The organism is Symbiobacterium sp., from assembly GCF_040797425.1.
Taxonomy (GTDB): Bacteria; Bacillota; Sulfobacillia; order Symbiobacteriales; family Symbiobacteriaceae; genus Symbiobacterium.
Window position 1 is genome coordinate 1 of sequence record NZ_JBFNEH010000069.1, and the last position, 12947, is coordinate 12947.

General features: G+C 68.9%; 9 protein-coding genes. 4 read left to right on the forward strand and 5 right to left on the reverse strand.

The annotated features are described in order from the left end of the window. Both istA and istB read left to right on the forward strand, forming a co-directional pair. A partial coding sequence (gene istA, locus AB2385_RS15405; RefSeq protein ID WP_367655900.1) for an IS21 family transposase occupies positions 1-1498 on the forward strand: 1498 nt, incomplete at its 5' end. Between the two features lies 1 nt (position 1499). Continuing rightward, positions 1500-2255 carry an IS21-like element helper ATPase IstB gene (gene istB, locus AB2385_RS15410; protein ID WP_367655901.1) on the forward strand — a complete coding sequence of 252 codons (756 nt, stop codon included), beginning with the start codon at positions 1500-1502 and terminating at the stop codon, positions 2253-2255. A gap of 724 nt (positions 2256-2979) precedes the next feature. On the opposite strand, the gene AB2385_RS15415 is transcribed toward istB, so the two are convergent. The 3 genes from AB2385_RS15415 to AB2385_RS15425 all read right to left on the reverse strand — a co-directional run bounded on the left by AB2385_RS15415 (position 2980) and on the right by AB2385_RS15425 (position 7106). After that, on the reverse strand, positions 2980-3846 hold the full coding sequence (locus tag AB2385_RS15415) for a DUF2268 domain-containing protein (RefSeq protein ID WP_367655902.1): 867 nt from the start codon (positions 3844-3846) through the stop codon (positions 2980-2982). Positions 3847-4082: 236 nt separating this feature from the next. Beyond that, the gene (locus AB2385_RS15420; protein WP_367655903.1) at positions 4083-6275 is read right to left on the reverse strand and encodes a YcdB/YcdC domain-containing protein; all 2193 of its coding nucleotides are present in this window, start codon (positions 6273-6275) and stop codon (positions 4083-4085) included. A 153-nt stretch (positions 6276-6428) separates the two neighbouring features. Then, the gene (locus tag AB2385_RS15425) at positions 6429-7106 is read right to left on the reverse strand and encodes a hypothetical protein (RefSeq protein WP_367655904.1); all 678 of its coding nucleotides are present in this window, start codon (positions 7104-7106) and stop codon (positions 6429-6431) included. 307 nt (positions 7107-7413) lie between these two features. Here AB2385_RS15425 and AB2385_RS15430 point away from each other — a divergent pair, with 307 nt between their 5' ends. Then, entirely contained in the window at positions 7414-8496 is a 1083-nt protein-coding gene (locus AB2385_RS15430; protein ID WP_367655905.1) for a CoF synthetase, read from the forward strand. Further along, complete coding sequence (locus tag AB2385_RS15435) at positions 8493-9758, forward strand: acyl-CoA reductase (protein ID WP_367655906.1); 1266 nt, start codon at positions 8493-8495, stop codon at positions 9756-9758. Before AB2385_RS15430 ends, AB2385_RS15435 begins: the two co-directional genes overlap by 4 nt. A 1516-nt stretch (positions 9759-11274) precedes the next feature. Here AB2385_RS15435 and AB2385_RS15440 read toward each other — a convergent pair. Together AB2385_RS15440 and AB2385_RS15445 are read right to left on the reverse strand one after the other, a co-directional pair. Next, positions 11275-12474, reverse strand: a complete 1200-nt coding sequence (locus AB2385_RS15440; RefSeq protein WP_367655908.1) for a hypothetical protein — start codon at positions 12472-12474, stop codon at positions 11275-11277. Further along, on the reverse strand, positions 12404-12820 hold the full coding sequence (locus tag AB2385_RS15445; protein WP_367655907.1) for a hypothetical protein: 417 nt from the start codon (positions 12818-12820) through the stop codon (positions 12404-12406). Before AB2385_RS15445 ends, AB2385_RS15440 begins: the two co-directional genes overlap by 71 nt. Between the last annotated feature and the right edge of the window lie 127 nt (positions 12821-12947).

Genomic DNA, 12947 nt, shown 5'->3' on the forward strand with positions numbered 1-12947 from the left:
CTACAGCGAAGGGATGGGACACTTGAAAACGGTGGGGATTGTGGTGGACATCAAGCACCCAGCCGGCGAAGGACTCAACAAGTCTCAGATTGCCCGACGCCTTGGCATCGACCGAGGAACAGTCGCCAAGTACCTGTCCATGGACCCTGTACCCGACCGGATTCGGCGAAAGCAGGTCACCCGTAAGATCGACGACTACGTGGACCATATCAAGGTGCGTCTCGCCAAGTACCCAGAGCTCACCGCCGAGAGACTCTTCCGGGAGATCGCCGAGCTTGGTTACACGGGCTCCCGCCGATCCGTGCGCCGCTTCCTGAGCACCACCCGCCCCAAGCAAGAGCGCGTGTACAAGCCCGTTGAAACCCTGCCAGGTGAGCAGGCCCAGGTGGATTGGGGGCATGAGAAGGCCTTCGACGAGAACGGCCGGCCCGTTGACCGCTACTCGTTCAACTTCATCCTGAGCCGCTCCCGTGTTCGGTACGTCGAGTACACGTCGTCACAGGACATGGCTACCTTCCTGGCATGCCATGAGCGGGCGTTTCGATACATCGGGGGCTGCCCACGGGAAATCGTCTACGACAACTGCAAGACCGTTGTATCCGAACGGATTGGCGACGTGATCCGGTTCACCGCTGACCTTTTGCGGTTTGCGGCAGCCTTTGGGTTCAAACCCCGGGCTTGCTGGGTTCATGACCCCGAGTCCAAGGGTAAGGTGGAGTCAACCGTCAAGTATGCCCGGCGTGACTTCTATTATGGCAACGAACACCTGCCTTTGGACGAGGTGAACCGCCAGGCCCTGGTATGGCTGAATCAGGTCGCGAACCGCAAGGTCTCGGAAGCAACGCAACGGGTTCCCTTCGAGGTTCTGGAGGAGGAGCGCCGATTCCTGCTACCCCTCCCGCCAGTCACACGACCGGCCGCATACGCGGAACGAGGAGCCAAGGTCGGCAAGGCTTGCCTCATCTCGGTCGACGGCAACAAGTACTCGGTTCCGCATCATCTGGCCCGGCAGGCCGTGACACTGCGCCTATACGAGGACCGGATTGAGGTCTATGCCACCGGCGAGTTGGCTGCTACCTTGCCGAAGTGTCGGGGCAAGGGCCAGCAGATCATCCAGGACGAGCATTACGCCGGGCGCCAGAGGGGCAACCGGCATCCCTCCCTCCAGCAGCGGTTCGAGTCCTTGGGGCCAGTGGCCCGCGAGTACCTCCAAGGGCTCGCACACGCCAGCTCAGGGGGATTCCGTGACCAGGTTGAATCGATTCTGGACCTGTGTGATGAGTATGGCGCTGAAGCCGTCTACGCCGCCATGGAGCGGGCCGCCCGTTTCGGGAGCTACAGTTACAGAGCCATCAAGCGCATCGTGCTCAAGCAGCAGCGCAACCCAGCTGCCTTACCTGAACCCCGTCCGGAGCGACTGCCGCTGACAGTCGACGTTCCCGCAGTGGACGTCCAGCAGCGATCGCTGGACTACTATGCCCAGGCGGGGAGGTCATGACATGGATGCCACTCGGTTCGAGGAGCTTTGCCAGGGCCTGCGCCGGCTCAAGCTCCGTCGCATCCGGGAGGTTCTTGAGGACTACAACCGGCTGGCTGTCACACAGCAGCTCTCTTACCTGGACTTCCTGGCCGGGCTCGTGCAGGAGGAGGTTGCAGCCCGGGATGAGACACAGCACACGAAGCGTCTCAAAGCCGCACGCCTACCCTGTCACAAGACCATCGAAGACTTCGACTTTCAGTTTCAGACCTCCGTCAGCCGGCAGACGGTCCTCGAGTTGGCCCGACTCCGCTTCATCGAGAACCACGAGAACTGTGTCCTTGTAGGTCCTCCGGGCGTTGGCAAGACCCACCTGGCTATTGCCCTCGGCCTCAAGGCAGTCGAGGCCGGCTACCGAGTCTACTTCACCACCGTCCAGGACCTCGTGGATGACCTTTACGCAACGCTGGCAGACAACAGCTTTCGCAGCCGGCTCCGCACCCTGCTGGCCAACGACGTGATCATCTGCGACGAGTTGGGATACCTCCCAATGGACGCTACTGCCTCGAACCACCTGTTTCAGGTCGTAGCGCAGGCATACGAGCGCCGTTCGCTGATCGTCACCTCGAACCGCCCGTTCCAAGAATGGGGCAGCGTCTTCGCTTCGACCTCGATTGCTACAGCGACGCTAGACCGCCTCCTACACCACGTTCACATTCTGAACCTGCAGGGAGACAGCTACCGCCTCAAAGAGCGCATGCCCATAGAACGGGTCTAGTACCTGGAGGAAAGATCAACCTCCAACCACCCCTCGGCACGGGGCAGCGGAGGTTGAGAGTTTCCAGTCCAGCTGCGGGATTTTGATGGCCATTTCTGCGGGATCTCAAGTGGCCGTTGACAGCGGCGGGAGTGTGCTGTTTCGTGACAGTCCCGACCGGCTCGGCAGGCTACCGCTACACCGGGAGGTACTTCCCAGCACAGTTGCGCCCCGGCGGGCGCCGGAATGCGCCCGGACGGGACGGGTACAGGCGGAGGTCGGCGATGTGGTTCGTCGACCGATACGGAGGCGCGAAGCTGCGAGTGTCAAGAAAGAGTCGCTGGCGCAGTCGGGGTGTGCTGTTTCCTGACAGTCCCGACTGAGTCGGCAGGCGCCCGCTACCCCGTGAGGTATTCCTCAGCACAGTTGCGCCCCGCCCCGCGCTGGCATGCGCCCGGGCGGGGCGGGTACAGGCGGCGGTCGGCGATGTGGTTGGGCGACCGAGCCGGGGCGCGAGGCTGCGAGTGGGCGATGTGGTTGGGGACCGATCCGGGGCGCGGGAGGGCGAGTGTCAGGAAAAAGCCGCAGGCGGGGCGTGGGGTGCTTTTTCTTGACAGTCCCGACTGAGTCGGCAGGCTACCGCTACCCCGGGAGGTATTTCCCAGCACAGTTGCGCCCCGCCAAGCCCATCCGCACAGAGCAACCGCCCCGGTGACAGCGAGCGGTCACCGGGGCGGACGTCCATTCAGAAGTACTCGGCGACCCGCACGATCTCGGCCGAAGGCACCAGCGTCGCCTCTGCCGCCGACTTGCCGGTCCGGCGCAGGTAGGCCTGCACCAGGTGGTAGCCGACGGCGTACCCGGCGTGGGTGGGCACGCCCTTGGGCTTGCCGCCGAACGCAGCCGCCACCTCGTCGCCGAAGATGTAGCTGCTCACCTCGCCGAACCCCCGGACATCCAGGGCCCGGGCGATCAGCTGCCGGCCGGTCTCCAGGTTGCCGCCCCGGACCTCCGTCACCCACGGGCCGATGGCGTCGGGTCCGTAGAGCTCGGCCGCGAAGGACTCGGCCAGGCCCTCCATCACGATGTACTCGGCCACCGAGATGTCCATGCGCCAGGGCTCCACCGAGAGGCGCACCTGGTGGTTGAACTCGTGGGCGACGCAGGCGCCGAGCCGGGGCAGGTTCCGGTCATCGGGCCAGATGTTGACCATCACGTAGCCGGGAATACCCCCGAAACCTGTGTAACCCTGGTTCAGGGCCGCCTTGGCCGGGTCGGCGTCCCAGAGGAAGAGGCCGAAGTGCAGCGTGTCGATGGGGATGTGATAGCCCGTTGCGGCGATGGCCGCCGCCGCCCGCTCCAGGGCCAACCGGCAGACCTCCTCCGCGCCCGCGGCCTCGAGGCGGTCCAGCGCCTGCCGGTAGGCCTGCTCGGGCCCGTCCGGGCGCATGAGGCCGAACATGTGGATGGGGTCGACGCCGGGGGGCAACATGATTCGGACCATGGGCTCGAAGGGCTCCAGCAGACGGAGGATGGCCTCCCGGCGCTCGGCCTGCGGCAGGTCGAGCACCGCACGCTGGGCGGCGATCATGGGATGGACCGCAATGTGCATCGTCTGTACTCCTTTCACTCGGCTGGACCTAGTCTACACCCTGCCGCGACGTGAGGGTCAACGGGTACCGCGTCGCAATTCTGCAGGCGCGGCGCCGTCTGACCCGCGCGGCCGCCGGGCCGCCACGTCCAATCCGCCGCTGTCCAATCCGCTTCCCCGCAACCACCGCGGGGCGCTTTGCCGGACCCGGCCGAGCGAATACAGAAGGGGTTGGTCCTGCGACCAACCCCTCGTTGCTAGTACCGCGGCTCTGCCGACACCGCATAGAGGATCTGCGCCGCGGCGCCCCGTGTGATCTCCGCCTGCGGGTGATACCGGTTCTCCGCATCGCCGGAGATGATCCCGAAGCCGGCCAGCAGGGCGACGGCGTTGTGGTACTTCGCGCCCACCTGCTCGGCGTCGGCGAAGGGCAGCGCGATGCGTGCCTCCATCTCGGCGACCCGGGTGTACGCCATGGCCCGGACAGCCCAGAGGGCGAAGAGCTCACGGGAGACCGGCCCGTTCAGGTCAACCCCCTCGGTGAAGTCCTCCGGCCGCATGATGCCGGCCCGGAAGGCGGCGCCGAAGTAGGGCGAATCCTTCGAGGCCTCCAGCTGCAGGGCGAGCGCCGAACCTGCGCCCATGCCCCGGAAGTCGGCGGCCGGATAGGGCTGGATGCCCTTCGCCAGCACGATCCAGCGGGCCAGCTCCGCGGCGGTGGCCAGCTCGTCCGGGCGGAACCTGCCGTCCTCCAGCTCGAGGACCCCGCGGCTCCAGAGCAGCTCGATCTCCCGCTCGGCGAAGTGGCCGGCGATGTCGGTGGGCCGGCGGGCCGCCGCGATCAGGTCGCGCCCCTCCCAGTCCAGCGGAGCGCCGGTGCGGGCGTCGATGGCGGAGAGCGGGAGCACGTCGTCCGAGGCCCAGAGAAGCTGCGGTTGCCGCCGCTCCTCCCTGTCGGGATCCCAGAGGGTCACCCAGGCCAGGCGGATCCCCTTGGCCTCCAGGTAGGCATCCAGGGCCTTGTCCGCGCTGATCGCGCCTTCGGCGGCGGGGAAGTCATCCTTCCCCGGAACCTCGGTGTAGGCGGAGTACCAGCGCACGGCGCCGGTGCGGGCGTCGATCTCCACCGACAGATCCCGGCCGTCCACCGGCAGCCCGTTCTGCAGCTGCACGAAGTGGAAGTCGTAGCTGACGGGCTTCCGGTACATGTCATCCCGTTCGGGCTGCGGCAGGTAGAGGATGCGGCCGGCGAGGTCGGGCCGGTTGTTCTGCACGAACGCGATGGCCCTCGCCTCGGCCTCCGCCCGGCTGACCGGCGGCTCCTCACCCTCCCGCAGCGACTCGTCGTCCCGGGACCAGGTGTACAGGGACGTCAGGACGCCGGCCCGGGCGTCGACGGTCGCATAGGTCTCGACGCCGTCCGTCCGCCACGAGAAGGACCACTCGTGCCGCTTGACGTCCGTCCCGGTCTCGTCGTAGGAGCTGGAGGCCGGGGGCGCGGTGATGCCGGTCGCCGCTGCGGCGATGGCCAGGGCCGCCTCCCGGTCCAGCGGGCTGGTGGGCGTCCGGTAGGGCTTCTGGGGCGAATCCAGCAGCCTGGGCTCGGGGTTGGGCTGAGCGACGCGTCCGTTGTAGTCCAGCAGCCGGCCCTCCTGGTCGACGTAGGGCAGGCCGGTGCGCGGCGCGTAGACCAGGCGCCACTCGCCCTCATCGGTACCTCGCTTGGTGTAGTAGCGGTACTGGAGGGTCATGCCCAGGTGCGGCCGCAGTGCGGCCTCGGCCTTCTCCCGGGAGAGGACCGACCCGGGCGCGGCGAAGGAGCGGCCCTCGCTCCAGGTCAGGCTGTAGTCGGTCAGGCTGCCGTTGCGGGCGTCGACGGTGATGGAGACGCCCTCGTCCATCACCGGGTAGCCCTGCTCCACCCGCTCCCAGTGGAACTGGTACGTGGCGCCGCCGTAGTACCGGGCGGCCATCCCCGTGTCGACGAAGCGCAGGGCGGGCCGCAGCTCCTCCGGCACCAGCTTCTGGAACCAGTCCCGGGCGATGGCCAGGGCCTCGTCCCGGGTGTAGCTGAGGGCCTGGGACTCGGGGCCGGTCGACCAGGTGCTGTACCCGACCACCCGGCCGTTTGCGGCGTCGATGTAGACATTGATGTAGATCTGGTCGGGTTTCTTCTCGTCGCTCTGCCAGCGGAGCGACCACACGGCCCTGTCCGCGTCCTGGCTGATCCCGGCGTTGGGCTCACCCAGCTCGGCAGGGATGGTGAAGGTCCGGTGGGCGATGGCGACGGCCTGCTCCCGGCTCACCTTCACCTCGGCCAGCTGGGGCTGCGCAGCGGGCAGGGCCGGATCCTCGGGTACCGTCCCGTCGGCCGCCCAGGCCCCGGTGGGAAGGGCCAGCAGTGCGGCGGCCAGCAGGGCAGCCAGGAGACGGTTCTGCTTCCGGATCATGGTGATACCCCCTTCCAGTCGTTAGACGGGGGTATCGTCGTGATGGGTTTCCGTTGTGTGAAGAACGGTACGACCGGGCGGCTCGACCGCCGGCACGGGCACGGCCGCCATGTGCCCCGGCGGGGGTTTTCGTCTTCGGCCTGGTCAGGGGCATCAACCTGCGATCTCGTCGGTGCCGCCCTCCGGGACTCCGGCGTCTTGATCTATGTTGTCATCGGGCTCACCATCGTCGCCGTCATCGCCGTCGTCTTCGTCTTCGTCTTCGTCCTCGTCCTCGTCCTCGTCCTCGTCTTCGTTTGCGTCCTCGTCCTCGTCTTCGTCTTCGTCTTCGTACCCCTCTACGTCCTCGTCATCCTCGTCATCATCGTCATCATCGTCATCATCGTCATCATCGTCGTCATCATCGTCATCGTCTTCGTCTTCATCTTCGTCATCTTCTTCTTCGTCGTCCAGATCCTCGTCCGACCACTCCGAGTCGACAGCGGCCATGGCCCAGGGCCAGGGCTCCCACTCCAGCTCCTCGTCCAGGCTCGCCTCGGCCCGCTGCAGCTCCCACCAGCCATCCTCGTTCCGGGTGATCCGCCAGTGGTACGCCGGGTCGTTCTCGTCCAGGAGGTTGGCCATGTAGCGCGCCTGGACGAGGTACTTCCCGTCCTCGCCGTCGATGGGGTCCAGGTTCGCGATCCGGAGCGACTGCGTGGTCCTGAGCGCCAGGGTGGTCAGAAGGGCCTCCTCCAGCGCCTCCTGTTCGTCCAGCTCTTCCGCATAGGCCAGGAACCTGAGCACCGCCCTGCTGGGGCCTGTCAACTTCGGGCCTCTAAAGGGCTTCACGGCGTACCCCTCCTCGGATGGTCTCATCGTCAGAATTCGGCAGGATAACACGGGTTCCTCTCGCATGGCCACCCGTGTGCCGGCTGCCCGTGTCGCAGACCGGCAGACCAGGTCCGGTGGCACGCACTGGCAGCCCGAGGCGGGACAAGGTATAATGGGCACGGCGTCTCGGATGCCCGCGGTAGCAGACACACCCGCGTCACCAAAACTGCGTTCACCCTGGTGTGCGTAGTTCTGAGGCCGGGCGCAGCGCCCGGCCTTCCCTGTTTGCGAGCCTTCCGGGAAAGACTGTGAAGGGGTGCATGCCATGACTGCGACCTGGCCCGACCCACTGGCTGCCCAACTGCTATCCATCTTCAGCGGCGCCCCGTTCGCCTTCAGCGAGCTCGCGCTCACCCTCTTCACCCGGCAGTACGAACGGTGCGCCCCGTACCGGCGCTACTGCGACGCCCAGGGAAAGACGCCGGCGACCGTGACGGACTGGCGGGAGATCCCCCACCTGCCGGTCACCGCTTTCAAGCACGCCCGCATCTACAGCGGCGAGGGCGAGCCGGCGCATTACTTCGAGACCAGCGGCACCACCCAGGGGGCCGAGCGGCGGGGCCGGCACTACTTCGAGCGCCTGGACCTCTACCGGGCCTGCTCCCGCCCCGTCTTCCGGCGCTTCGTCCTGCCCGACCTGCCCGACGGCGCCCGCATGCCCATGCTGATGCTGGCCCAGTCGCCCGCGGAGAACCCCCGCTCCTCCCTCTCCTGGTACCTGTCGCAGCAGGCCGAAGCGTTTGCGGCAGAGTTCGACTGGTACGTCGACAGCCACGGGCTGCGCCTGTCGGCGCTGGAAGCCGCCCTGCGGCAGGCGGAGGGCCCCGTCGCCCTGCTGGGGACCGCCTTCGCCTTCGTCCACCTGGTGGACAGCGGCCTGCGCGTCCAGCTGCCCCCCGGCTCCCGGGTGATGGAGACCGGCGGGTTCAAGGGGAAGTCGCGGGAGGTCTCCCGCGACGAACTCTACCGCCTCATCCGGCAGGCGCTGGGCCCCGACGTGATCTGCATCAACCAGTACGGCATGTGCGAGATGTCCTCCAACGGCTACGACCAGACCCTGGTGAGCGGCTCGCCCCGCAAGGCGGTTCCCGAGTGGGTCCGAATCCGCATGCTCGACCCCGAGACCCTCGCGGAGGTGCCGCCCGGCCAGCCGGGCATGGTGGCCGTGACCGACCTGGCCAACCTCTACTCCTGCGCCTTCCTGCTGACCCAGGACATTGGCGTACAGTACCCCGACGGCTTCGAGATCCTCGGCCGGGCGCCGGGGGCGGAGGCCCGGGGCTGCTCCATCGCGATGGACGAGTTCCTGCGGGCCAACCAGCAGTCTTCCGGAGGGGACGGGGCGTGACGACGGAGGCGGTGTACGAGAGGCTGGCCGCCGCCCAGCGGGCCCTGGCGCAGCGGCCGGTGGATGCGATCCTCGCCGCCCTGGACCGGGTCTGCCGCCGCTGGCTCGACCGGTCCGACCCGGTCCGCCGCGAGGCGGAGGCGCGCATCGCGGCGGGGACGGGCCTCGCCCCGGCGATGGTCGCGGAGGGGCTGGACCAGATGATCCGGCGGGTCCGGGGGCTGCCGGAGCTGCTGGACGCCGACCTGGGCAGCCGCTGCGCCCTCGACCGGTTCGTCGAGCGGCCGGGCGGCGTCCGCTCGATGGCCTTCGGCCCCGGCCTGCTGGTCTGCGTCTTCTCGGGCAACGTGCCGGGCATCCCCGCCTTCGACATCGCGCTTGGGCTGGCGCTCAAGTCCGCCTGCCTCGTGCGGCCGGCCGCCGGGGAGCCCGACTTCGCCCCCCTCTTCGCCCGCTCGGTCGCGGAGGTCGACCCCGGCCTCGGGGAGTGCCTCCACGTCGCCCGCTGGGCGCACGACGAAGCAGGCCCCTACCGGAGGGCAGGGGCCGTGCTCGCCTATGGGTCGGACCCGTCCATCGCCGCCATCCGGCGCCTGGTGCCTGACGGGGTCCGGTTCGTCGGCCACGGGCACCGGCTCTCGTTCGCCTGCATCGCCGCCCCGGCGGCGACGGCGGAGACGGCCTCCCGCCTGGCCCTGGACGTGGCGATGTACGACCAGCAGGGCTGCGTCTCGCCGCACATCGCGTTCGTGGAGCGGGGCGGACCGCTCTCGCCGGCGGAGTTCGCCCGGGCCGTGGCGGACGCCCTGGTGGAACTGCAGGAGCGCATGCCGCGCGGCCGCCTCACGCTGGCGCAGGCGGCCGCCCTGCGCGGCGCCCGGGACGAGGCCGAGTTCACGGCCGACGCCTGCTTCCTGAGCACGGGCGACCTGGCGTGGGCGGTCGTGCACCACGAGCAGCCGGCCTTCCGGCCCAGCCCCCTGGGCAGGTTCCTCTACACCTGCGCCGTGGACCGGCTGGCGGACGTGGCGGATCTGGTCGCCCCCCACGCCGCCCTCCTGCAGACGGTCGCCTTCGCGGGCCCGGACGCGGACCGGCTCGCCCTGGCCGAGGCCCTGGGCCGGATGGGCGTGACCCGCGTGGCGCAGGTCGGGCGGGTCCAGGAAGTGCACCCGCTCTGGCGGCACGACGGCCGCCCCACCGCCGGCGACCTGGTGCGGTGGGTGGATGTGGAACCTGTGGTAAGCCCGGGGCTCGGGTAGGCCAGTTCCTGCATCCGCCCGGGCGACCGGCCACGCCGCCCCGGACAGGCAGCCACCCGCACGGGGAAACCCCAGCCCTTCCAGTCGCGCAGCCGCCGGGCCATGTCCCGCAGCATGCGGTGAATCGCCAACTGGGTCTCAGGAGACAGTGCGGACGCGTCGACGAGGTCGCGCACGAGGCCGGAGCCCAGTGCGCTCAGGCAGTGGATCTCCCAGAGGGCGCGGACGTCCGCGTCCAGGAGATCCACGTACCGCAGGTCGAACGGCTGCACGCCCAGCGCCTTCACGATCTGCCGGCTGCGGCGTCCCACCGCGGAGGCGGGGACCCCGCACGCCGCGGCCACGTCCGCCTGCGTGACGGTGCCGTCGCCCAGCACGTACCGCCGGAAGACGTAGAGCACTGCCGCCAGCCAACTCTGAGGGTTGGCCTTCCGCGGCCGGAGGGCCAGCGCGGCGTCCCACCAGAGCCGCTCGGCCCCGTCGGAGCGGTTTTCGGCGATGCGCGCATCCATGTCGCTGCACGTCCGCACCCAGGAGGCCACCTCCCGCCACCAGTCCGGAGCCCCCTCCACCGGCTGGCCATCCCACAGCACGGACAGGCCCGGGGGCGCCTGGATGCGGGTCACGTCCGCCCCGCTGCCCAGGAGGAACAGGTACCACATGATGCGCGGCCATGCGGTGCGGTAGAGGTCATTCCAGGTGGCCTGCGGGCGCTGCCGCCCGAGCAGCGCCATCTCCACCGCGAGGGCGTGGCACAGCCCGCCGGCCAGGCCGTCGGCCAGCAGGGCCGTGTGGAGGCCGAAGTGGAAGACGGACTCGGTCGGCAGCAGCCAGGTCATCACCACGTTGCCGGGCCGTACGGCGGCCCCCAGCGTTCTGGCGACAAAGGGCAGTTGATCGGGCAGCCGGGTGAGCCTGGCCTCGCGGCGGGCGACCTCCTCCACGCGGAAGAATCCCGGCACGGCGCCTTCCGTCCACGCGACCAGGGCGGCGCGCTCGGCCGGTGACAGGGATGGACCCCCCGCCATCTGCAGGGCGAGGTTGTTCCCGAGCGGAGCCATGAACTCGAAGGCCAGCCAGTCGGCCGCGAGGCGCCAGGTGTCGGGTTCCAGCTCCTCGTGCAGGCCCTCCGGGAAGAAGCGCGCCAGGCCCAGGCCCACGCCCTCGGCGGCCTCGTCGCTCTGCAGGTAGTCTCTCAGCTTCGATCGCAGCGAGCGGGCCAGACGGTCGGCGCGGGCGGACGCCAGCGAGCAGACCTTCCCGTGGCTCGATCCGCGTTGGTCGGTGCTCATGGGCTGGAACCCCCTGGACTGATGCGTGTTCTGGTAAGACTTCAACAACGCGTGCGGCTGACCTGCAGCGCTGGCAGGTCAAAACCAGATCGCACCGTACGGGTTGACCCGCTCCGCCGGGTCCGCGAGACGGGCGGCGCCAGACGGTCAGCGAGCAGGGAGCTCTCGGCGGATCGGGAAGAAGGCGGCCCACGGGGTCGGATGGCCCCGCGCGGCCGCCTTGCTCAGTCTGTGATGGCGCCGCCCTCCGCGCCGGTTCCACCCCCGGACTGCAGGCGCAGCACCTCCACCCGCCGGACCGCCCGGTTGTTCTCCGGGCGGGTGTCGCCGGCGTAGTCGATCTCGGCGATGATCTCCCACACGCCAGCGCCCAGCCCCGGGATGGTACCCGGCTTGAAGGTGCAGCAGGGCAGCTGGTCGATGGTCACCTGCTGCCAGCCTCCGGCCGGGGCCGGACCGCCCGCCGCCGGCCGCGCCCAGACCCGGAGCGGCACCCGGATCTCGCTGCGGCCCAGGTTGTTCCGGTACCCCAGGTAGATGCCCACCTGGAACGGCTGGTCGGCCTCGACCTCCTGCGGCACAGCGAGCTCCACCACCGACGGGTCGTCCACGGGCGGTTCTGGCTCGGGCTCAGGCTCCCCCTCCTTTTCGCCGGTCAGCTCCGGGCCGGTGTAGGGCACGATCAGCACGTTGTTGGCCAGTCCGCCGTCCGGGCCGGGCTGGCCCTCCCGCTCGACGACCTCGGCGACCGCCCCGTGACAGCTCTTCTCCCTCGGCAGCCCCAGCGCCGCCGCCAGGCCCCGGGCGACGGCCAGCGCGCCGTTCTCCGCATGGTCCGCGCCAAGGGCGTAGACCGTGGGCAGGTCGATCACGCCGACGATCTGCCCCTCTGCCGGATCGCCCTCGGCCAGGCTCACCGTCAGCGGAACCGGGTGGGGCTTCTGAGCGGCGAGGTTGCCTGGCAGCGGCACATCCCCGAGCGGGCGGACCAGCTGTCCGGCGGCGTCGGTGAGGAACCACTGCACGGCCACCGGGCCCTGGCAGACCGCCGCGAGGGTGCGGGTGGTCAGCTCCAGCTGCAGCCGCGGCGCCAGCGTCGCCGGCTCGCCGTGCGCGAGCACCAGGGGTTCAGGCTGGTCCAGCCAGCGCAGATCGTAGGCCTCGCCGGCCCGATAGGCAACCAGCCGGCCTGTGGCCGCGCCGTCCCGCACGTAGTTGACGCCGACCAGCAGCAGCCCGTGGCCGAAGGCGGGGTCGACCCCGACGCCGGAGACCTGGGAGAAGTTGTAGGGGCCGGTGTTCGGCTCCTCGCCGTCCTTCAGGAGGAACAGCCGGTCCGCCGGAGCCCATCCATCAGGCTGGCCGCTTACGGTTGCCGTCGTGGTACGAGAAGTAGGCCCAATCCACCTGCGCTTGCTGGCCAGGGCGGGGCTCGAAGCGCTGCACGGCCTGTGCGCGCTGAAGCGGCCGGTACCGGGCGACAAAGTCCTTGAGGATGGTTTTTCCACCGGCGTAGCCCTGGGCCCGGATTTCCTCCAGCAGCACGTTGCAGTTGAACATGCCTTCCCGCAGGCGGGACAGGATGTACTCCTTGTAGGGTTCGAGTTTGGAGGGTTTCTGGGGCCGACGCTTGTAACGGGGATACAATTGTGCCTTAATATACTTGCTGACCGTCTTGCGGTCGTGGCCCGTGATGCGGGCGATGGCTCGGATGCTGTAACCCTTAGCATACAGCTCCCTGAGGTAGAACATTTCCCTCGCTCCAACCATGGTGTAGACACCGCCTCCTTGCCAGGGAATTGGTGTCTCACATTCGGTGGGGCGGGGGAATTTTCATTCGGCCCTAGCTCAAGTTTCACGCGAACAACTCGACATTCGTGGTGTTAAAAGGGCGTAT